Origin of the sequence: Prosthecobacter dejongeii (assembly GCF_014203045.1) — a bacterium.
Lineage (GTDB): Bacteria > Verrucomicrobiota > Verrucomicrobiia > Verrucomicrobiales > Verrucomicrobiaceae > Prosthecobacter > Prosthecobacter dejongeii.
This window is the reverse complement of record NZ_JACHIF010000004.1, coordinates 104,943-126,935: the sequence shown is the minus strand read 5'-3', so window position 1 is coordinate 126,935 and position 21,993 is coordinate 104,943. Positions and strand designations below refer to the sequence as shown.

The 21,993-nt window shown below is 54.2% G+C and carries 17 protein-coding genes and 1 pseudogene; 6 read left to right on the top strand and 12 right to left on the bottom strand.

Annotation, left to right across the window (positions count from 1 at the left end; translation table 11 throughout):
* Nucleotides 1-149 precede the first annotated feature (149 nt).
* Nucleotides 150-4,073 (top strand): chromosome segregation protein SMC, encoded by a 3,924-nt coding sequence (smc, locus tag HNQ64_RS11080; RefSeq protein ID WP_184208488.1) that lies wholly within the window; start codon nucleotides 150-152, stop codon nucleotides 4,071-4,073.
* A 61-nt stretch (nucleotides 4,074-4,134) separates the two neighbouring features.
* On the opposite strand, the gene HNQ64_RS11075 is transcribed toward smc, so the two are convergent.
* The 8 genes from HNQ64_RS11075 to menA form a co-directional block, all read right to left on the bottom strand.
* Nucleotides 4,135-4,446 carry an OmpA family protein gene (locus tag HNQ64_RS11075; protein WP_184208486.1) on the bottom strand — a complete coding sequence of 104 codons (312 nt, stop codon included), beginning with the start codon at nucleotides 4,444-4,446 and terminating at the stop codon, nucleotides 4,135-4,137.
* Nucleotides 4,447-4,586: 140 nt separating this feature from the next.
* Nucleotides 4,587-5,588, bottom strand: a complete 1,002-nt coding sequence (locus tag HNQ64_RS11070; protein WP_184208484.1) for a PD40 domain-containing protein — start codon at nucleotides 5,586-5,588, stop codon at nucleotides 4,587-4,589.
* Between the two features lie 198 nt (nucleotides 5,589-5,786).
* Nucleotides 5,787-6,362: a TonB family protein gene (locus HNQ64_RS24320; protein ID WP_184208482.1), complete on the bottom strand. Its 576-nt coding sequence runs from the start codon at nucleotides 6,360-6,362 to the stop codon at nucleotides 5,787-5,789.
* A 239-nt stretch (nucleotides 6,363-6,601) separates the two neighbouring features.
* Complete coding sequence (locus HNQ64_RS11060) at nucleotides 6,602-7,027, bottom strand: biopolymer transporter ExbD (protein ID WP_184208480.1); 426 nt, start codon at nucleotides 7,025-7,027, stop codon at nucleotides 6,602-6,604.
* Nucleotides 7,024-7,869 carry a MotA/TolQ/ExbB proton channel family protein gene (locus tag HNQ64_RS11055; RefSeq protein ID WP_184208478.1) on the bottom strand — a complete coding sequence of 282 codons (846 nt, stop codon included), beginning with the start codon at nucleotides 7,867-7,869 and terminating at the stop codon, nucleotides 7,024-7,026. The genes HNQ64_RS11060 and HNQ64_RS11055 overlap by 4 nt, the downstream gene beginning before the upstream one ends.
* A gap of 102 nt (nucleotides 7,870-7,971) precedes the next feature.
* Nucleotides 7,972-9,120 carry an AMP-binding protein gene (locus tag HNQ64_RS11050; RefSeq protein WP_184208476.1) on the bottom strand — a complete coding sequence of 383 codons (1,149 nt, stop codon included), beginning with the start codon at nucleotides 9,118-9,120 and terminating at the stop codon, nucleotides 7,972-7,974.
* 24 nt (nucleotides 9,121-9,144) lie between these two features.
* Nucleotides 9,145-10,122 carry a hypothetical protein gene (locus HNQ64_RS11045; RefSeq protein ID WP_184208474.1) on the bottom strand — a complete coding sequence of 326 codons (978 nt, stop codon included), beginning with the start codon at nucleotides 10,120-10,122 and terminating at the stop codon, nucleotides 9,145-9,147.
* Nucleotides 10,119-11,009, bottom strand: coding sequence for a 1,4-dihydroxy-2-naphthoate octaprenyltransferase (gene menA / locus HNQ64_RS11040; RefSeq protein WP_184208472.1), 891 nt, complete (start codon nucleotides 11,007-11,009; stop codon nucleotides 10,119-10,121). The genes HNQ64_RS11045 and menA overlap by 4 nt, the downstream gene beginning before the upstream one ends.
* Nucleotides 11,010-11,190: 181 nt before the next feature.
* Here menA and HNQ64_RS11035 point away from each other — a divergent pair, with 181 nt between their 5' ends.
* Nucleotides 11,191-12,621: an ATP-binding protein gene (locus HNQ64_RS11035; protein WP_184208470.1), complete on the top strand. Its 1,431-nt coding sequence runs from the start codon at nucleotides 11,191-11,193 to the stop codon at nucleotides 12,619-12,621.
* 31 nt (nucleotides 12,622-12,652) lie between these two features.
* On the opposite strand, the gene HNQ64_RS11030 is transcribed toward HNQ64_RS11035, so the two are convergent.
* Nucleotides 12,653-13,441, bottom strand: coding sequence for a hypothetical protein (locus HNQ64_RS11030; RefSeq protein WP_184208468.1), 789 nt, complete (start codon nucleotides 13,439-13,441; stop codon nucleotides 12,653-12,655).
* A gap of 165 nt (nucleotides 13,442-13,606) precedes the next feature.
* Entirely contained in the window at nucleotides 13,607-14,857 is a 1,251-nt protein-coding gene (locus tag HNQ64_RS11025) for an OmpA family protein (RefSeq protein ID WP_184208466.1), read from the bottom strand.
* 19 nt (nucleotides 14,858-14,876) lie between these two features.
* On the opposite strand from HNQ64_RS11025, the gene HNQ64_RS11020 reads away from it, so the two are divergent.
* Both HNQ64_RS11020 and menB read left to right on the top strand, forming a co-directional pair.
* Nucleotides 14,877-15,914: a PfkB family carbohydrate kinase gene (locus tag HNQ64_RS11020; protein ID WP_246431023.1), complete on the top strand. Its 1,038-nt coding sequence runs from the start codon at nucleotides 14,877-14,879 to the stop codon at nucleotides 15,912-15,914.
* 106 nt (nucleotides 15,915-16,020) lie between these two features.
* On the top strand, nucleotides 16,021-16,833 hold the full coding sequence (gene menB / locus HNQ64_RS11015) for a 1,4-dihydroxy-2-naphthoyl-CoA synthase (RefSeq protein WP_184208464.1): 813 nt from the start codon (nucleotides 16,021-16,023) through the stop codon (nucleotides 16,831-16,833).
* 11 nt (nucleotides 16,834-16,844) lie between these two features.
* On the opposite strand, the gene HNQ64_RS11010 is transcribed toward menB, so the two are convergent.
* Nucleotides 16,845-17,789, bottom strand: coding sequence for a rhomboid family intramembrane serine protease (locus HNQ64_RS11010; protein ID WP_184208462.1), 945 nt, complete (start codon nucleotides 17,787-17,789; stop codon nucleotides 16,845-16,847).
* A 95-nt stretch (nucleotides 17,790-17,884) separates the two neighbouring features.
* Here HNQ64_RS11010 and HNQ64_RS11005 point away from each other — a divergent pair, with 95 nt between their 5' ends.
* Complete coding sequence (locus tag HNQ64_RS11005) at nucleotides 17,885-19,522, top strand: UxaA family hydrolase (RefSeq protein ID WP_184208460.1); 1,638 nt, start codon at nucleotides 17,885-17,887, stop codon at nucleotides 19,520-19,522.
* A 65-nt stretch (nucleotides 19,523-19,587) separates the two neighbouring features.
* Here HNQ64_RS11005 and HNQ64_RS11000 read toward each other — a convergent pair whose 3' ends face one another.
* A complete protein-coding gene (locus HNQ64_RS11000) occupies nucleotides 19,588-21,057 on the bottom strand; it encodes a tannase/feruloyl esterase family alpha/beta hydrolase (protein WP_184208458.1) in 1,470 nt (489 codons plus the stop codon).
* Nucleotides 21,058-21,239: 182 nt separating this feature from the next.
* On the opposite strand from HNQ64_RS11000, the pseudogene HNQ64_RS10995 reads away from it, so the two are divergent.
* Nucleotides 21,240-21,993, top strand: a pseudogene (locus HNQ64_RS10995) (signal recognition particle-docking protein FtsY); the annotation flags it as partial.

The following is a 21,993-nucleotide window of genomic DNA, read 5'->3' as shown; positions in this document are numbered from 1 at the left end:
ACCACTATTCACAAGAAACCCGCACACTAAAACCATACATATTGTTTAATTAAAATTAAATAAACACAAGATATGGTAAAAACCTCCCTTCTCACTTGCCCAATAAGGACTGAGTCTGGCACTTTAACAGGTTCAACCTTTTCACTCTCATGTACCTCAAAAGCCTCACCCTTCACGGCTTCAAGTCTTTCGCCGATAAGACGCACTTTGAGTTTCACAAAGGGGTCACTGGCATTGTCGGACCGAACGGCTGTGGCAAATCGAATGTGGTGGACGCCATTCGCTGGGTGCTTGGAGAAACCTCGGCCAAGGCCTTGCGCGGAGAGGAAATGGCAGACGTCATTTTCAACGGTACGGACAAACGCAAACCCGTAGGCCTTGCCGAAGTGGTGCTGACAATGGCCGACTGCGAGCAGGCCCTGGGCGTGGAATACAACGAGGTGGCCATTTGCCGCCGAGTCTTCCGCGACGGTCGCAGTGAATACCGCCTAAACAACACCGTCTGCCGTCTGAAGGACATCAATGATCTCTTCTCAGGCACGGGGATTGGCAGACAGGCTTACTCCATCATGGCCCAGGGCCAGATTGACATGTTGCTCAGTTCTAAGCCTGAAGACCGCCGCATGGTTTTCGAAGAAGCTGCCGGGATTACGAAATTCAAAGGGCAGAAAAAGGAAGCTCTGCGCAAACTCGAGTACACCGAAGCCAACTTACTGCGCGTGGCCGATGTGATCGCTGAAGTGAAGCGCCAAATGGGAACCCTGCAGAGGCAGGCCGCCAAAGCACGTCGTTACCAGACTCTGCTGGATGATGTCCGCATGTTTGACACCCATCTCGCACATCGCCAATACAGCGAATACAGTGCGGAAAAAGCCGAGTCCGAAAATCATGTGCGCATGATGACGGAGCAACTGGAACACCTACAAACCCGCCTCCAAGCGACTGAACAAGAAGCCACTGAAACTCGTGAGGCTTATCACTCTGTCGAATCACAAATCAACCAACTCCGCCAACAGTCCCAGGAACTGCGCAGCCAAGTCCAAAGTGCAGAAGGTCGCATCGGGTTTAACAATGAGCGTAATGAAGAGTTGCAGGGCCGCATCCGTCAGAATGAGGAGCAGATCCAGCTAGGCCAGCAGCATCTGGAACAACAACGAGCCGACATGATTAGCGCGGATGAGCAACTCATCAGCATTCGCGAAAATATTGAGACCCGGCAAATGTCGCTCAATGAGCACCTCTCCGTCCACAATTCCATCCTGCCAGACCGCAGTCGCCTGGACAGCGATCGCCGTGCTGTGCGCGAATCCATTCGTCAATTTGAAGGCCAAATCGCAGCAGCAGATGCTCGTGCTCAGTCGTTGACTAACCAAATTTCCGCCGACCGCCAACGGCATGAAACTCTAGCGCATGACCGACAATCTTCGGCTCAGGCTAAAGAAGCCAGCCAGATCGAATTCGACAATCTTCAGAGCGAAATTCAGGATCTCGAACAGACCCGTGATGAACTGGATGAAAAGGCTAAAAACTGCGCTCGTGACATCATTGAAAAGCGCGCTCAACGGGATGCTCTGAATGAAGAACTCACCGAACTTCAGCGCGCTGTCACTCAGAGACGTTCCCGCATTGAGATCATCGAGCAGCTTCTGCAAAAGGGTGAGGGCTTAGCCGAAGGCACCCAGCAAGTATTGAAGGGCCTCGATAACCCTGAAGTCTTTTCTGTCGGCGTGCGCGGACTTTTGGCCTCCTCCATTGAGGTGGAGCCTCAGTTCATAGCAGCTATTGAAGCGGCTCTTCGAGACCATCTCCAGGCAGTGCTATTGACCGATAGTGAACTCGCCGCGCAGATCCTAGACCGACTGTCTAACAAACAGCTCGGCAAAGCAGCTTTACTTCCACATGACTTCGCGACCATGCGAGCCGTGCCAGATCGGCAACTGGTGCCGGAGGGCGGCATCGCTTGGGCAGTGGATAAAGTGAAGGCACGTCAGGGTGTGCAAGAACTCACAGACCGTCTGCTCAACAACGTCCTCATCGTCGAAGATCTACACACGGCCCTGCGACTGAAAAAGCAGCTTCGAGATGTGGCCATCGTCACAATGAAGGGCGAATTCATCAGTGCAGATGGGGTGATCCATGGGGGAGCCACCAAAGAAGAAGCCGCATCCATGCTCCGCCGTGAAGCTGAAGTCCGCACGCTCAAAGTCGAGTTAGAAGGCTACGAATACCAAGTTCTCGAAAAGGAAGAAGCTGTGGACCAATTGCGTGCGCAGGTGGAGGAAATGCAGCGGGAGGAATTGACCCTACGCGAGCAAAGCCAACGAGCTCGCGAAGGATTCTCCCAACTCACAGGCAAACTCTCTGTGGTGCAGCGTGCTCTCCAGCAGGCCACCACCAAACTGGAAAGTGTGGAGTGGGATCAAAACCAAATCACCAGCCGTATCCAAGCTGCTGAAGCACAGATCGCCTGGCAGCGTGAGGAATCCACTGTGGCCCAAGAGCAACTCGAGGGTGCACGAATTCATGAAGGTGAATTGGAAGTGGAAATGGAGGCTTTTCTCCGTCGCGAATTGGAATCCAGTGAGCGACTCAATGAGCTCCGCACCGCCCTAGCTTTGGAACAAAGTGCGCTTCAATCTCTCGAACGTCAAAAGGCACCTATGGCAACCCGGTTGCACGAATTGGAGGCTTCTATCCAACGCTTCGATGTGGAGATCAATACGTGGCGTAGCCGCATGGAACAAAGCATTGCAGAAAATGCTCGTTTTGCAGAACAGGTGGAATCGCAACGAGGGGCTATTGAGGCCATCGACGAACATTTGCAAAACAAGACAGAAGATCGGGCCGCCGCTTTTGAGCGCGTCACGGAGCTTGAGAACCAACTCATGCTTTTGCGCCAGCAAACCACGGGGTTGAGCGATTCGCGCAACCGGATTGAAGTGCAATTGACCCGAGTGGATCTGCGGCTGGAAAACCTCATCAATCAGGTGCAGGAACGCTATTCCTTCCACATCTCTGCGTTTGAACCAGACTATCATGCCTTGATGTACAGCATTGAGGAGCAGAAAAAATCCAGAGGACGAGGGGAGAAGAAAAAGACCGCTTTATCTTCTGCTGAAATGGACTCTGCGGACAGCCGCCAAGTTCCTGAATCAGAAGACAGTGCCTCTGAAATTTCCTCCGAAGCGCTTCCAATCCCGGTCGTAGATGCTGACAACGTGGATCTAGAGGCGATTGAAATCCCTGGCGAAGAAGGCCATCCAGACTGGGATTTCGTGAATGAAGTTGTCGGTGAACTGCGCCAGAAGCTGGAGGGTATCGGACCAGTGAATTTGGATGCCATTCAGGAATTCGAAGAACTCGAGGAGCGTCATAATTTCCTCGACACTCAGCACAATGATTTGATCAATTCCAAAGAGGAGTTGCTGCAGGTCATCGCCAAGATCAATGAGACCACAAAGCAGATGTTCTCAGAGACTTTTGAACTCGTGCGGGGTTTCTTCCACAACAACTTCCGCGAGCTCTTTGGCCCCACTGCGAAGGCCGACCTGATGCTCACAGATGACACGGATCCTTTGGAATCTGGCATTGAAATCATCGCCAAGCCGCCGGGCAAAAAGCTTCAGACCATTTCGCTACTTTCCGGTGGAGAACGCAGCATGACGGCTGTGGCCCTCCTTTTTTCCATCTATCAGGTGAAACCCAGCCCATTCTGTGTGTTGGACGAGCTTGATGCCCCACTGGATGAATCGAACATCTCACGTTTCCTGAAGATGCTGGACAACTTCATTGATAACTCCCAGTTCATCATCGTGACGCATAACAAGCGCACCATGAGTCGCGCTGACGTCATCTATGGTGTGTCCATGCAGGAGTTCGGCATCAGCAAACCCATTGGCGTGCGGATGACCACGGAAGACACGCGCCCGACGAAGCAGGAGGAACTGCGCTTGGCTGCGGAAGTCGCCGCAGAAGAAGGACACCATGAAACCGAAGAGCAAACGTCATTGCTTGAATTAACAGCCGAGGAATCGGTGCCTGCTCCCACAGAAGAACCCGTGCTTGCCTCATAATCCTCTGCCTGAAGGGCCTTATTGCGGCCTTTCAGGCATAGATTCAGCTTATTTAAATTCTTTACTGCTTATAAATGACGACCACCGACGTGGTCGGCCCAGACGGGGCTGAATCATGCCCAAAGCCCACGGTTTGAAGATGCGAGGCTTCCACCCCTGCTTCGATGAGGTTCTGCCTCACAGCCTGAGCACGGCGTTCAGATAAAGCTCGGGCATAGTCATCAGGCAGATCCGGCGGGGTATAACCAGCAATGAGGTAGCGCGGTTTCGTTTCCTTCCAGCTTTCGGCCATTTGAAGAAGCTGCTTTTTATGGGCACCATTGAGCGCATAATTTGTCCCCCGAAACTCCAGAGCGGGACAGGCTGGTTTCAAGGAAGCCATCATCGGACTGGCGAAGCCATCTTTTGAACCAAGGGCAAAAACGATGTCAGCTTTTTTTTCCTGAAAGGGAGAAGTGACACCACCACAACTGCAAAGCAGGATTGAAGTCAGAAAACTGGTTAGGCAGAGTCTCATCGCATCCATCGGGGTTCAGAAATGGTCCCGTACTGGGTCAATACAGTGCGGCGGACGGACGTGCGCAGATCATGCACATACAGTGTGCCATGCTGAGAGTAACAGAGGTAGCGTCCGTTGGGGCTCCAAGATGGATGCTGAGCACCTTCGGCCTGGATGACCTGCGCTGCACCCTGAGGATATTCCTTGATCACCACCGCCGTTTCTCGACCGATTCGTGTGGTGAAAGCCACATGGCGACCATCCGGAGAGAATTCTGGGTCTGTGCAAAAAGAGTGTCCTGCACGCCACAAGAACAACCGAGCTTCGGACCCATCCTTGTCCGGCACCTCAGCCACATACAATCGTGGCCCCTGGCCCCGATCATCGGCAAAGATCACCTGCTTGCCATCGGGATGCCAGGAAGGGCTGCTCGGGGCACCGATGGTATCGCTGATGCAGCCTGCGGTGTTAGTGCTTAAATCGGTAACAAAAATTTCGGGATTTCCCAAGAAGCTCATAACCAGGGCCAGCTTTTGACCATCGGGAGAAAATGCCGCCCCAAAACTACTGCCGGGGGTATCCGTCACAGTGCGCTCCCAGCCTACACCGAGATCTAAAATTTCAACCACTGGAAAACCTGAGCGATAAGCGGTATAAGCGATGGCACCTCCATCGGGTGACAATGAAGGGGAGACTGCGCCATGCGTATGGCGCGTGATTTGCTGGACCTCTTTTCCCTGAACATCGCAGGTGTAAATCTGCTTCGTACCGGTGCGATCACTGACAAAGACCAACCGACTTGTTGAAAGCCCCGGTTTGCCAGTGGCGGCAAAAATGACATCGTCGGCGAAAGCCCGCAAATTTTCATCCAGTCCAGGTGCTGCATAAGTCCGCTCAAAGACCAATTTACCATCGGCTCGCACCAGGCGCCCCATCACACGTCCACCGACCGATGAGCCTGAAACGACAAAGTCGGCCCCCAGATCCGTGATCTGGAATTCTCGTGAATTGGTCAATTCAGTTAGGAGGGAATTTTTGGCACTTACCCCAGTCGCACCCGAGAACTCCCCCAGCCTCAGCTTATGCTGAGATAGTTTGACTGAAGCCTTTCTGGAAGCAGCAGGTAGCTTCAACCATGACGGCAAAGTCACAGCTTGTGCGGCTGACTGGGTCAGCAAGAGCAAAGCTAAGAGAAATATTCGCTGGCCAGTCATTTACTCAATGTGGAAATTTACTTCCACAGTGTAGCGGTCTTTTGGGAAACTTGAAGGAAGAGACTCGGAAATCTTTTTCAAGGTCTTCGCCGACTGGGTGACCGATTCATCCAGAGCGGAGGCTCCAGATTTTTTAGTCACCTCAGCCTGTAACACCGTTCCATCTCGACCAATGATGAATTGCAAACGAACGTCGCGCTGAAGCACGGGCACCTCCTTCACGGGAGGCGGATTCCAGCTTTGGCTGAGTGCTTGCTCCAGCGCTTTTAAAACTCGATCCATGTTCGCGCCCCCGGTGGCTTGACGCTCTGCCTCTTCTAGCTTCGCCTGTTTGAGGATCTCCATCATGGTGATGGGCGGCCGAGAAGACCTCACCTGAGGCTGTGCATTTGGATCTAACTCCAAGACAGGAGAGAGCGTGATGATCTTACTCGTAGGTCGCGCAACGGTTGCCATACTCCCCTGGGGCGAAACTAGCGGCGTTTCAGCCAGTGTGCTTGTTACGTCTTTGAGCTCGGCAGCTTGTTTGATGGGTGCATTCAAAGAAAGCGCACCTAGTGGAGGCTCGCTTTTCACAGGTAAGCTCGTTATCGGAGCCTGAATCCGCCGAAAATCACCCGGAGAAAACCAATGATGAGCATCTTTAAAAGGTGCCTCAACAGGCAGGATAAAACGAGTAGGTTTAAACAAGGGGAGCACAGTCCAAATGACAACCCCCAATAAAACATGCCCTAAAACGACAGCCACCATCACGGCCCAGACGGGCTCCAAAGGCGGGTGTTGCGACTTAGCTGGCATAAAGGAAAAGGAAGGAATCAGGGTTGGCTACCGTCCAGCACTTCCACCGCCGTGTGCTTAACGCCCACCCGATGCATTTCCTCCATCAGCCGAGCTAAGGAACCCGCCGCAAAATTCGCCGGCATGTGGACAAGAACGCCACAATCCGGCTTTGTTGAGAGTATCTTTTTCAATTCTGGAAGCAGTTGTTCACCCGTGACCTTTTTACCATCCAGTAGAATGGACTGATCTGGCTGAATGCGCAGGTCCACCTTGGCTGTCGGCATCGGATTTTTGATTCCCGGATCTGGAGTCACGGGGACCTTTTCAATCACCTTTTCGCGCCGGAGGAGAGGGACGACTAGAATGACCGCCAGCAAAAGGATCAATACAAGATCCAAAAGAGCAGCTAAGCTTACCTGGCTGACATAAACGGGAAGATGACGCTGAGAGACACGCTTCATGTGGTGGCCAGTTTACCTTCAGATGCCAGGGGCTGATTTGGAGAATGGCTGAATCCTGGCATGGTCGGGGTGCCCATGGCACCTAGACTGGGCAAAGACTCATCAGGACTGCGATGATCCACAAATTGCCGATCCAATACCCCGCTGAGTTCATTGGCGAAGTTATCCAGTCGCACAATCATGGCCCTGATTTTGCCAACTAAAAAGTTGTGAGCGAGGAGGCTGGGGATGGTGACAAACAACGCCAGCAAAGTCGTCAGTAGTGCTGAGCAGATACCCGGGGCTAACTCAGCGATGCCTGCTTCACCCTGGGTTTGAGCAAGAATGGCAAAGACATCCAGCATCCCCCAGACCGTACCGAGCAACCCTAGGAAAGGAGCCACGGCCAACACCGTGGAAATCAAACCTAGACGCACCTCCACACGAGTGGCCGCAGAGACGACGGCTCGCTCCATGGCATTTTGAACAGCTCCCATCTGTGAAGAAGTGATGCGTCCGGCTCCCTGCAGCCGACTGTTAAAAGTTTTGCCAGGTTCCTCTTCTCCAACGAGATAAAAGGCAAGCTCACGACAAGCCTCGTGATACACATGATACATGGGCGAAAGGGCCACGCGCTCGCGGATGAGGTAAAGCGCTAAGGGATGAGCACTTTCCCGAAACTTGCCCATGAACTCATTGTTGGCTGTTGTAGCTTTGCCTAGCAAATGCCACTTGGCTACTAGAACCGTCCAACTGATCATGGAAAGCACAGCCAGCAGACCAGCGATGATTAAGCTGGGGAGGGAGAGACTTTCCAGCCCAAACTGAAGGCCAGAAACCGCAGCGAGAAAGGGCGAATGCATCGGGAACAAAGTTGTGTAGTTAAACGATCTTGAATGTCTGGCGTCAACCTGAGATTTAGCCCGAAGGAAAAACGATTAGCTGCAGATTCTTCGAGATAGAGATCAAATTTGCTTCCTAGAAAGAGCGTTTTCTACGATTTGACGAAGTACTTCCCCTCTGACTTTCCCGAGATCGCTCCGCGGAATCGTCGGGCAAAAGTAGGACTGAGTGATGCGCAGCCAGGGCGGTGATTGCTGGTGAAAAGCCTCCATCAGCTCCTGTGGATCAGGCATTGAAGACTCCACCACCAGGATCAGTTTAGTTTCCGCACGAGCATCTGCCATAGGAAGCAAAACAGGCAAAGAAGCCCACCCTAACTGCCGAGCTACATTTTCCACCTGTTCTTGCAACGGGGCTAGATGAACCAATTCGCCCAAGATTTTGACATACCCGGATTCCCTGCCTTTAAACTCCAGGAACTGGCGAGTGCCGTGCACCCATAGCCGGACTCGATCTCGCGTCTTCAACCCTTCCTTTGGAATGGCCTCCCATCGCCACTCGCCCACTACAGAACGAGACGCATAACCCGAGGCTAAAGCAGGACCTCGTAAAGTTAAGGTATCGGAAGGATCGGTCGTTAGATTCCAATGCGGCAAGACCTCCAAAGATTTCACATCGAATACTGGGCCGAACGAATTGTAGGGCTGGGTGGCGATCTGTGAAAAAGCCTCGGTCATTCCGTAGCTTTGAAAAACTCGCCAGCCTAGCTCCATGGCAGAATCTGCAAGGGTCTGCGACATTCCCCCGCCCCCCACGATTGCAGCGCGAATAGAGTCTGGGCACGTCACATGAGTCTGCACTAGATCATGCACCTGGGTGGGGACGAGTGAGACCAGCGTGATGTTCTCTTTCTCACACAAATTGGCGAACTCTTGCGGATTCCACCTTGCCGAAGTTTGCGTGACGCGGCTGCCACTGAGGTGCGCCCGAGCCAGGATGGAAAAACCACCCACATGATGCAAAGGCAGAGCGATGAGCCAGTGATCCCCCTTCGTGACTTCGAAATGGGCATTCACCGCCGCTGCTGAAATCAAAGCCGCTCTTTTGGTTAGTCCTACCCACTTAGGCGTACCCTCACTGCCAGAGGTTTGGAAAAGGCAAAGCCCCTGCAAGCCCTGCCTTTTTAAAAAATCATCCACCCCTTCCGCTGACTCAGGCTGGGCTGGATTGATGGCCAGATGGTTATCGGCACTGTCCCATTGGATGTTCATGATGTGTTTCTGGAGCCTACCCATCTACTTCAAAGGCCGCCAGGGCAGTTTTTTCAAGACATCGCCAAAACCCAGTCCACCGCCACTAAGGTCAGGCGTCATCCATCCCCCAAGGACCTGGATGCGCTCAAAAAAACCATCCGGCTCGAACAAATGCTGAGTGCTCAGACCACATAGCCCAACCCGTTCGCCAATCTCCTTTTGCGCTACGGCAGCTTCATAAGCAGCAAACATTTGTCCCAGTCCATGATCCATGGCGGAGGTGAGGATCAAAGGTTTTTCGGGATGTCTTTCAGCCACACTGCGCCAATCCCGCCGGGCTGGTTTGACGACCACCGCTTCAAAGCCTTCGGAGCCATCACGCCAGCCTTTATCTAACGCCAATTTCACCCCCCAGCGCGACTGAGCCCCAGCCCACAGAGCCGCATCGTATGGAAAAGGATCCTCCACAAAATCCATTTGGCGGTAAACTCGCAGAGGCATGAATTCGATGAACTTCTGAAATGACTCCGCGTCTAGGCATCCGTTAAAATCGACCCGGAATCGCAAATTCTGCCCGCCAGACATGCGCGCGCAATTTTCCAGAAAACGCGTGGTTTCACCATAATTCGCGTAGCCCTTGGCCTTAATCGCAAGCCATCCTTCCTCCATCACTCGCTCGAACTGAGGGCGAGTGTCCTGGGCAAAACTCCAGGAGTAGTGACTTCGAGGGATGTCCAACCCCTCAAAAAGACTCACCCCGGCTTCGCGGGCAGCCCCATCTAGAGCGGCACAGCGCAAGGCCATGGCGGTGACCGGAGTCGTGACTCCATCTGCTAAAAGGCGCAATTGTTCCTCCACAGGGGCATCCCCAAATTCAGGCCATGGATGCACGCAACCGTAGCCTTCACCAACTCGCAATAAAGCCCCGGGAAAGACCCGGCGGTGGGAGGCTGAATTCAGTGCTACCCCACTGCGCAGCAGGTATTCGTAAATGAAGATGGGTTGGAGATCAGGACTCAAAGGTGCGTCAAGTGTGTTCGAGATACGCCCCAGCAGAACAACGCGGCGAAAAGCAATAACTGCATGCCACTCAATGCAAGAAGTCGATTGTAAGCTGGACCAGGAGGTAAAACCCAAATTTTCAAAATCAGAAACAAGCCCACAGGGACCACCGCCAGCGGCACCGTTAATGCCCGGGGAAAATCATTTTCCCACCAATATAAACCCGCCAAATGAGCCAGGATGATCAACGCCGTAATTTCTACTCGTGCAAAAGTCACTCCAAACCGGACTGCCAAAGTGCGCTTTCCCGTGGTTCGATCCTCCGCCTGATCCCGCAGATTATTGATGGCAATCAAAACCGTGGAGAGGCAGCCAATCTGAAATCCGGCCACTAGTCCAGCCACCAGCCACTCCCCAGACTGGACAAAAGCGGAGCCTAAAACGGCCACAAAACCAAAAAACAAGATCACAAACAACTCGCCCAACCCGCGGTAGGCCAGAGGCATGGGCCCACCCGTGTAGCCGTAGCAAAAATACAGTGACGGGACACCGATCACCACAATGGCCCAGCCGCGCGCCTGAATCAGCGGAAGAGACAGCAGTACCGCTACGCCTAGCATGCCCCAGGCGGCTGTCATGACGGTGCGGGGAGACATCACCCCAGCCGCCGTAATGCGGCGTGGGCCCACTCGAGCCTGAGTATCTGCCCCCTTCATAAAATCCAGGGCATCATTGAACCAATTCGTCGCAACTTGCAGCGCAATCGTGCTACCCAACGTGCAGAGGAGAAGCCAGGTGCTCCACTGCCCACTGATTTTCCACCCGAGAACAGAACCCACCACCACAGGGGCAATCGCAGCCCCTAGAGTTTTAGGGCGAGCAGCGGCAATCCAGTCAAAAAGCATGAGGTAAATAATACGGGGTCAAAAAATCAACGTCTCCATCAAGAGACTGGGTCAGCTTGATTTCAACTCGGAACGTAGAACCCTATGAAAGGCGAAAGAAATCTCTCGCATCCGCCGCCAGCCGCTTTTAACTGCCACTGTGTGAGCACCCCTGTGCCATCACCCCCCTGATTTAAAGGCTATGTCTTCCCTCCAGGCCATCCGCGACGCTCTTGAGCAGTCGCCAGACAATGTTTCTCTACTTCTACTCTTCGGCCGTGCGTGCATGGACTTGTTGCAGTTAGAAGATGCCCGTGAGGCATTCGAACGTGTGCTGGCGATTGATCCTGACCATACCGACGCCCAGTTGGGAGTCGCTCGAGTGCTTTTCATGGAAGGTGATGCCTCCGGAGCCGCTGTACGTGCTGAGCGCGTCCTGTTGCAGGAACCTGATAACGCCTCAGCGCACTTGCTCCTGAGTCGAGTTCACTTGAGCGAGAATGATCGCGCCAAAGCCATCGAGCATTTTGACCGTGCTGCCCAGATTGATGGGACGATGAGCGATCCTGCGCTTGAACGCGAGCTGGGCCGCACCGCTCGTGACGCTCGCCGCACATCCCCCGCCCCATCCACACCGGAGCCCCCGACCAGTGGTAATGACACTCTCGAAGAAGGAGAATCCTCCCAGGAATTCTACGATGATCCGTTTGATGAGCCGCCCTATGACTGGCGGCCAGAGACATTCTTTACGCCGGGAGATCCAAATCGCTTTGAGACCACCTTTGCCGATGTCGGTGGCATGGATGAGCTCAAAGAAGAGATCCGTTTGAAGATCATTTATCCGCTTCAATATCCGGATCTTTACAAAGCCTACGGTCGCCGCACCGGAGGTGGTATCCTCATTTACGGCCCTCCTGGCTGTGGTAAAACACTCGTTCTGCGCGCTGTCGCGGGGGAAGTCCCGTGCAATTACCTTTCGGTAGGTCTGCATGAGATCTTTGATCCCTACTTCGGTAGCACTGAGCGGAATCTGCATCAGATCTTCGAAACCGCCCGTGCAAATGCTCCATGCGTGCTCGTTTTCGATGACCTAGATTCCCTGGCTCAAGACCGCCGCAACGTGCGCGAAAGCCAACTTCGGAATTTGGTGAATCAGTTCCTCCATGAACTCGACGGTTTGCGTGAGAATCAACGGGTGCTCGTCATTGGTGCCACAAATCAGCCGTGGTCGCTAGACCCTGCTTTCCGCCGTCCAGGTCGTTTTGACCAGGCCATCTTCGTTCAGCCCCCAGATGCGGGCGCGCGGGCGCAGATCATCACGCTTTTGGCCAAAGACAAACCCATCTCCAACTTGAATGTGGATGCTTTGGTCGAGGCCACGGTCGGTTTCTCTGGGGCAGATCTGGGATGGGTTTTTGACCGTGCGGCAGAACTCGCCCTTTCGGCAGCCATTCATACTGGACAGGCAGTCCCCATCACCATGGAATTGCTCCTGAAGGTCGCCAATAGCCACACACCAAGCACCCAAAGCTGGTTTGAAGGAGTGCGTGACCATGCCCAGCAAGCGGCACCTGACGGCTTCTTCAACGAAGTGCGTAAATTCCTGAACGCGCCGTCTTCCAAAGAACGGTAATTTGTTCCTTCCTAGGGGTCGCCTCGAAAAATCAAACCAGTTCGCCGTCCATAAAACGGCGAGCTTGCTCCACCCAACGCTCGCGCTCAATGCGATCCTTGAAGGCGAGACGGCGGGAAAACTCACGGACATGAGAGTGGTTCCAGCTAGCGATTTGCTGAAACCGATAGATGCCAAGTTCTTGCAGCCGATTTTGTAACGTCGGCGAGATGCCTTGAAGACGGGTCAAATTATCCACGTCGGCAGGACGTTCTTTGAAAATCAATCCTAGAACAGGATCATTCTCTGGAATGACGGAAGGTGGAGCGGAAACAGGGGCCGTGATCGCGGTGGAATCAGGATTCAGAATGAAACTCAGGGCAGAGATTGGCGTACCCTCGGTGGACTCAGCATCTTCTGGCGACATTGAATCAGCAGTGTCGGGATCTTCCTCTGGTAGGAGGAAAGAAAAGGGCTCCACCGCCTGCTCTTCCTGAGTAGAAGCAGGAGAGTCAGCGATGGACTTCAAACGCAGGCGGGATCGAAAAATGGGAACTTCACCAACCGGGCTGCGTTCAGGCCGAAGCGTTTCTGGAAGATCGGGAATGGAAGGAATCGCCAATTTAGGCTCTGTGACAGGATCAGGCGGGAGCGTCGCAGCCATGCCAACACTGCTACGCTGTTCGGGAAAAATATCACTGACGCTGGGCAAAACCTCAGTGAGCAGAGCTGTAGGGACCACTGCGGGCAAGGCCCCAGTCACAGGTCGCACAGCCTGTTCTGCCAGCTTTCGTTTGAGCCCCGCCATCTCTTCCCTCAGCAGATTGGACTCTTCTTGCAATCGCTGATTCTGCCTCCGATAACGCCCCCATGTGAGAGCACCAAACCAAAGTCCCAGAAGAAAAAAAAGGCACCCAATCCCTGCCACAAAGACCCCACTATGCAGTAAAAAATACAGCAAAGGGCCGGATTCGAGGGAAGTGAACTCGTACTTCATATCAAAGGATCAGCGCAGCAAAATCTCGACACTGTCAATCTGCGCAGGAGCGCCTGCTGTGCCAGCAGGGACTGAATCAAACGCCATTGTTTTCACATCCCGCGCAGGAAGCCCCTGCTCAATCAAAAAAGCATGCACTTGCTCCGCTCTGGCTAGAGCCAGAGCCTTATCTTGCGATGAGTTTTCCCCAGGAACAGCATGACCACCTATCACGAAACGGGCGGCCGGGCCTGCTGTCAGTAAAAGCGGCGTCAAAGCGGCCAACCTCGTTTGCTGCTCTGCGGTTAGCGTAGCGCTGCCAGGGGAAAAGGATATGTATTGCCCGGCTAAAACCTCCTGGAGAGTCGTCACTTGATCCACCTGAAGTGGGCTTTGGGGTCGGTAATCTGGCAGGTGATATTCGGAAGGATAAAAAGTTAAATTTAAAACGACCTTTTTCCCACCTGTGACAGGTCGCAGCAGGGCCAACCATTCACTTTCCAAAGTGCGCGTGGCCGCAGCCTCTAGCAAAGGTTCTCCCTCATCATTGATTAAAATGCGGCGAGGGGAAGCCCCCTGAAAAAAGCGTGTTACCAGAGGCAGCAGCAATGCAGGATCTGAAAAGGTGGCAGACAGAGTATGCGTGCTCTCCAAAAGCTCCTCCATTTTCATCTCTGGGAAATTCGCCACCAAGGCCGCCCTCAGCCCATTGGCGGATAAGATCCCCTTTGCCATCAACCCGTTAGGATCACGGATCATTTCCAACCATGGTGCCACCCTGAGTTTTTCAATGATGGGTCCCAAAAGCCGACTATCTACGGTGAGAGGTCCCTTTTCCCCCTCTGGCCAACGGACCTGAGCATCATGCTGCAAGCCCCCCGTCTGGAGTTCCAAGTCAGGGCGTAATTTGCGCAGCAGTTGCTGAACTTGAAGAATATTGTCAGCCTCGGGCAACCAGCCGTCTAGAAATAAAGTGCCTCCCTCTAAACGGGCACGCAGGTTGGCAGGGATCCCTAATTCATCTGACACTACCCTCACCGGCCCTAGCGAAGCCAAAGCAGCCCTGGCTTTTTCGAGAGAGGCCAGATCCGCGGCATTTCCAGCCACTCTCAGGTCCAAATATCGCAAGTCAGCTACAGCCGCGCGGATGCCGTTTTCCTGCATCGCGGCCATGGCGTGCGTCCGCAGGTGAGGAAGTTGCCTTTCGGTAAAAATCCAGCCATGCAGGATCATCGCCAGCGGCAGTAATGCCAGCGTGATCAATAAGACAGAGAAACGCATGGAGGCAGGCGGACCAGGGATGAACGATATTGACACGGCAGAGGCCCAACGGATACTCCGCCGCCTTTTGCACCCGACAACCTACGGAGGTCTGGCGCAACGCTGCAAGAACTATTCCCAAACGCCTACTTATCTCATGTCAGTCATTATCGCTGGAACCGTCGCCCTGGACAATGTCAAGACCCCTCAAGATGCCCAGGAGAACCTGCTCGGCGGCTCTGCCTCCTACGCAGCTCTGGCAGCCAGCATTTTCACCCCCGAGGTTCACCTTGTCGGCATCATCGGTCATGATTTCCCGCAGGGCCATCTTGACCTTCTGAGCAGCAAAGGCATCACCCTGGATGGCCTGGAGCGCAGCACAGGTGCCTCCTTCACTTGGAGTGGCGAGTATCATGATGACATGAACAGCCGCACCACCCACAATGTGGCGATCAACGTCCTGGAGCATTGGACTCCCAAGCTCTCCACCGCAGGTGCCGCTGCCAAGATCGCCGTTTTGGCGAACATGAGCCCAGACAATCAGATGCAGACCCTGGAACAGTGCACTGGAGCCGATTTTATCACGGCAGATACGATGGATCTCTGGATCAGCATCGCCAATGAGCGCCTGCATGACGTCCTCAAAAAAATCGACCTCCTCGTCATCAATGACGGCGAAGCCAAAGAATTCGCCGGCACAACCAACCTGGTTGAAGCAGGCCGCCGCCTCCAGGCCAAGGGCCCGCGTTTTGTCATCGTCAAGCGCGGTGAACACGGCAGCTTCTTGTTTGGCGAAAACACGGAAGATTTCTTTGCTTGCTCGGCCTACCCCCTCGACTCCGTTTTTGACCCCACAGGTGCCGGTGATTCCTTCCTCGGCGGACTTGCGGGTTGGCTCTCCGCCAACGGCAAAACCAAGCCGACTTTTGAAGATCTCAAGACCGCCGTCGTCCACGGGAGCGTTACCGCCAGCTACACCTGTGAAGCCTTCAGCACACACAAGTTGCAGACGGTGACCCAGGCTGATGTGGCTGCACGTTTGAAACAGCTCAAGAGCTACACAGACTTTGTGGCTTAACCAAGTCTGCCGTTGCTAGCGGTGGGTGGCAGTCGTTTGGTTTGTGTTAACCATTGCCATCCACTGCAACCATCCACCGTGCTAACTACCGTAAACTTCCCTCTCTATGTGGCAGACCATCCAGACCTTTCAGGACATCAAGCTTGAGAAAACCGCTGACGGCATCGGCAAACTCACCATCAATCGGCCCGAAGTACGCAATGCCTTCCGCCCGCAGACGGTGAAGGAGATGCTCATCGCGCTGGACATCCTTCATGAAGATCGGGAAGTTGGGGTGATCATCCTCTGTGGTGAAGGGCCACTGGCTTTCTGCTCAGGTGGAGATCAAAAAGTCCGTGGAGATGCAGGCTACATCGGTGACGATGGCGTACCTCGCCTGAATATTCTTGATGTCCAACGCAAGATCCGCACGCTGCCAAAACCTGTCGTCGCTATGGTGGCAGGATATGCCATCGGCGGTGGCCACGTCCTGCATGTCGTCTGTGATCTCACCATCGCCGCAGACAATGCCCGCTTCGGTCAAACAGGACCTAAGGTGGGCTCGTTCGATGGCGGGCTTGGCTCCAGTTACCTAGCACGGATCGTCGGTCAAAAGAAGGCTCGTGAGATCTGGTATCTCTGTCGCCAATATGATGCCCAGCAGGCGCTGGACATGGGCCTCGTCAATACGGTGGTGCCGCTGGCTCAACTGGAAGAAGAGACCCTGAAATGGTGCCGTGAAATGCTGGGTCACAGTCCACTCGCGCTACGCTGCCTTAAAGCTTCTCTCAATGCCGACTGCGATGGCCAAATGGGCCTTCTCGATCTCGCCGGCAATGCAACGCTGCTGTATTACATGAGCGAGGAAGCAAAAGAAGGTAAAAACGCTTTCGTGGAAAAGCGGAAGCCTGACTTCGACAAATTTCCGCGTCTTCCTTAACGTTCCCTCACCTATTTCACAAAGCGACGACTGGCCCTCTCCAGAGTCCGTCGTTCATCGTTGGTTAGGCTTCCCATGCCGTGATCGTTGATCTTGTCTAAGATGGGGTCAATCTCGTCCTTCATAAGATTAAGCAGGGGATCATTGCGTGGATTTTCCTTTCGGACGGCCTCCAGGTCCACATCCACCACCGGAAGTCTGGGCCGCCTCGCGCTCACCATCTGTGGCTGCCTTCTTAAACTGGAACCCGAACTATGCAGCAGATGAGCAGGTACACCCCCGTATCCAAGAGAACGTGCAAAATACCAGCCCGCCAAGCCCCCTCCTAGATGCGCAAAGCAGTCCCCTGCCCCTCGTGGCACCCAGCTAGGTAGCACCCCAAAGAGTGAAAGCCCCCCGACAAGGGCATAACCTCCCAAGACGAACCGCAAAAAAGTCCATAAACTCACCGAAAACACTGGCACCTCCTCTTCCGGCATGGCCACTGCATAGGCCAATAAAACCCCGAGAGACGAAGCTGTGGCCCCCATCAAAATAACAGAAGTGGACTTCAAAAGATAAGCGAAAATAGCCATTTGGACAGCGGCCCCTACGACTCCAGCCAAAAGGTAAATGATCACCAAACTTCGACTGCCAAACAAGACTTGTACACGCCGTCCTGCAGTCCAGAAAAGCAGCATGGTCCCCAAAAACGACCACCAACCATCGTGAACGAACATGAAGGTGAGCGGGGTCCAAAAGCGCCCCAAAGTTAACGCCTCTACACTGATGCCGCCCCAGGGCCGGATCAACTCCCCCGTTAAAACATCTCGAACCCAGGCCTCATGCAAACCCCACTGGAGAAAGAATACGGCCACATTGACAGCGAAGATCACATGGAACGCCGTCCAGCCCTTCAGCCATTCGCCGAAATGCGGAGGTCTGCGGCGCATGTAATCGCGTTCATCAAGTGACATGGACGGAAGAAGTATGATCAGTTTGGAGTAAAATCCTGGATCAGTGAAGAGACGTGATTCAAACTCAGACCTGACAACCATTCATTTTACCGCAAATGCTGCTCCGCGTCCATCCCGCTGATGATCTCATCGTCGCCCTTCATGATTTACCCGCAGGTAAGACCGCTGTACTTGAGGGGCAGCCATGGACTTTGAAAGAACCCATCCAGGCCAAACATAAATTTGCCGCACGAGACTTTGTCGCCGGCGATTTAGCCACCATGTACGGAGTCACCGTGGGGAGAGCCACTCAGAACATTTCCGCAGGGGCACTTGTACACACGCATAACCTCAAGCATGAGGCCGCAGCTTTTTCTGGGAAAAAGCAGCACATGGCTTGGTCGGCACCGGATGTATCCCGCTGGAAGAACCGCACTTTTCAGGGATACAAACGCCATCATGGCCCAGCGGGAACGGCCAATCACTGGCTGGTCATCCCTCTGGTTTTTTGTGAAAACAGGAATCTCGCTTTCATGCGCGAGGCTCTCACTCGTGCTTTAGGTTATGCTCAGAGCTCCCCCTATGAACGATATGCCCAGCGATTGGCTGACGGTTATCGGAATGGCCAAGATCTAACGTCTTTAGCATCACTGGAATTGGACGCTCTGGCTTCGCCGCTTCCTCTATTTCCTAACGTGAGTGGCATCAAGTTTTTGGAGCATGGCCTCGGCTGTGGCGGGACACGCCAAGATGCCATCGCACTCTGCAACTTGCTGGCAGGTTACATCGCCTCTCCCAATGTCGCAGGTGCCACGATTTTGAGCCTGGGCTGCCAACATGCCCAGGTCAGTCTTTTACAGGAATCTCTTTCCACGCTCTATCCTCATTACAATAAGCCCTTGCACATCTTTGAGCAGCAGAAAAGCAACTCGGAGCGGGACATGATGGCACGTGCCATTCGCACCACGTTTGAAGGTGTGGCTCTGGCCAATGAGCAGAGCCGTGAGCCATGCCCGCTTTCGGATCTCATCGTTGGCGTGGAATGCGGAGGCTCAGATGGCTTCTCAGGCATTTCAGCAAATCCCGCCATCGGTCATACGGCAGATCTTTTGGCGGCACTTGGCGGTGCCCCGGTGCTCTCTGAATTTCCTGAATTATGTGGGGTAGAGCAAAGTCTCTGTGACCGCTGTGTCACGCCAGAGTTGGCGGATCGTTTTGTACATCTGATGCGCACTTATGAAGGTGCTGCCCAGGCCTGTGGCTCAGGCTTTGATGCCAATCCATCCCCAGGAAACATCCGTGATGGCTTGATCACCGATGCCATCAAATCCGCAGGTGCCGCGAAAAAAGGCGGCACCTCTTCCGTTGTGGATGTGCTGGATTATGGGGAACCCATCCGCAAACATGGCGGTCTCACGCTCTACTGCACTCCAGGAAACGATGTCGAGTCCACCACCGCTTTAGCAGGTGCAGGCTGCAACCTCATGCTCTTTTCCACCGGCCTCGGCACCCCCACGGGTAATCCCATCTGCCCGACTCTGAAGATCTCCACCAATAGCACCTTGATGAAACGCATGAGCGATATCTTGGACTTTGATACTGGCGCCATCATCAGTGGGGAACAAAGCGTGGAGCAGATGGGGGAAAGCCTGCTGGAACTTTGCATCGCCACGGCCAGTGGCACCTACATTCCTAAAGCGGTGGCACTGGGGCAGGACGACTTTTTACCGTGGAAACGCGGCGTCTCACTATAACTGCACAGGAGTTGCGATCCTTGTGCAAGAAAACCGACAAGATCAAAGTCGTCCCTGCCTAAGGTTTATTCGATCCCTACTGGCGGGCCCAAGCCACGGGGGCCGGCCGTTTCTTCGTAGCGGGATGTCGCCGCATTCCAGCTCGTGCGGCTGGGGTAAGGGTAGAGCGGCATTTCCCATTCGACTTTGCCTTTGCCATTTTCCGTGGCATGACGACCTAACAAAGAATGGGGAACGATTCCTTGTTCACGCCAGGCCCGGACGGCCTCCAGCAGATTGGGAGGTTGATTGATCCCAGGTCCGCCGCCATGAGCGAGGCCGGGGACAATGTAAAAATGGAAAAACGAACGCGCTTTTTCCACACTGCCAAAGTGGCCGATCACGCGTTCGTAGTAATCTACGGAGGCATGGTAAGGCACGACAGAATCAGCGGTACCGAGAGTCATGATGAGCTTGCCCCCGCGCTTCTCAAAGGCGCTGAGATCGGGATTCTCGGCATTCAAATATGGAGCAAGTTTGGCCGTGTAGGTATCCATGTCCGCACCAAAATTGATCGCCTCCATTTTCTTGTCAGCACCAAAGACCCATTTAAAAAGATACAGGTGCCCATGCGCGGCATCGATGGAACTACCGAGGGGGATGCCATTAAAAATGCGCTCACCCGTCACCGCATGGCGGGGGCCATTGAAAAGCTTTCTCAGCGCAGCAGCGTGATCATCGGTCAGGGTGGTATCCTTTCTCCTTGCCAGTGCAATGACGGCCTCAATGTCCTGTGGCGTGCAACCAGGATCCGAGACGAACTTCCCTGCCGCTACAGGGACTTCGCGAGAGGCCATGACTTCATTGGCAGCGGCGATGACAATCGCGTCTTGCTCCTTCGTAAACGGGCATTGTTTGAGAATCTGTTCATTCCACAGGAAGTAAGCATGCAGCGGCGTGCGACAATGCGCGGGGACGGCAGCAGCGATGCCATCGTAATCCTCTGGGTAACGTTGTGCCTCTTGAAGCGCTTGCTGACCACCGGTTGAGCCACCACTAAAATATGAATACTCTGGCTCCCGACCGTAATGCGCATGCACGATCTGTTTGGCAACAACCGTCATGAGGTGGGTGGCGCGATAACCGAAGTCTTTCCACACCTCTGGATTGCCAATCCCTGAGTCAGGATTGGGCGCGGTTCCCATATCCGTCGTTGCCGCAGCGTAACCTTGCGCGCTCGCGGACGCTAGGCCCCCGGGATTGATCTTGCCCGCCGCGCCGCCATTGCCTAGCCCGAGAAAGCGCGCGTTCCACTTGTCTGCATCGGGCAACCAAACCTCGACATGAATGTTTGATCCTTTGGCCGGATTGAGCACCAGTTTGACGACGGTTCGCGTCCCTGAGTCATCACGCTGCACGGTGGTGATTGTGCCGGTGTCGATCTTCAGCGTGCGTAAAAGGGTTAGCTTTTCATGAGGCTGTTGAGGAACTTCGCCTGAGGCAATAAAACCACTGAGCAGCGCGGCTAGGCCGAGATAGAAGAACTTTTTCGTCATGTACAAGTTCAAAGCATGAGGCAGTCTCTAGGGTTAGTTCAAGCTCCGTTTCATCTCTCCTTCCGAATGACTGCCGCCTCATGACCCCGCTCAACGAAATGAAGTTCATTTGACCATCAAAGTGACTTTACAGGGTCGAAACTGTCTCCATTCATGACCCCTCCGTTTCAGCCAAACATTCGATGACCACGAAGCTCGACCCTAAGTTTACCTCACTTCTCAGCGACACCGCCACCCGTCTGGACTCGCTAGAACTTTTGCCCCGGGTGACAGCGGAGGCCGCCGAGACGCTGAAAGAAACAGCCATGGATCTTGCTCGGCAGTTGCGTGAGTTTGCCACCCAGCTAGCCGAGGCCCAAGAGGCCAAATTCGCTGCCGATGTGGCCGCGAAAGAAGCCGTGATCCTCGCGCGTGAACAAGCGATTGCCGAAAAAGCCGCAGCTAAAGAAGCCGAAAAGGCACGCATCGCCGCAGAGAAAGAGGCAGCTCGAGTAGCCAAGGAACAGGCAGCCGCTGAAAAAGCTGCCCAGAGAGACCGTCTCCAGGTCGAGAAGGAAGCTGCGAAACTCGCCCGCGAACAGGAAGCGGCTGAAAAGGCTGCTGAGAAAGCTCGTCTCCAGGCCGAGAAGGAAGCTGCGAAACTCGCCCGTGAACGGGAAGCGGCTGAAAAGGCTGCTGAGAGAGCCCATCTGCAGGCCGAGAAGGAAGCTGCGAAACTCGCCCGTGAACAGGAAGCGGCTGAAAAGGCCGCCGAGAAAGCTCGTCTCCAGGCCGAGAAGGAAGCTGCGAAACTCGCCCGTGAACAGGAAGCGGCTGAAAAGGCTGCTGAGAGAGCCCGTCTGCAGGCCGAGAAGGAAGCTGCGAAACTCGCCCGTGAACAGGAAGCGGCTGAAAAGGCCGCCGAGAAAGCTCGTCTCCAGGCCGAGAAGGAAGCTG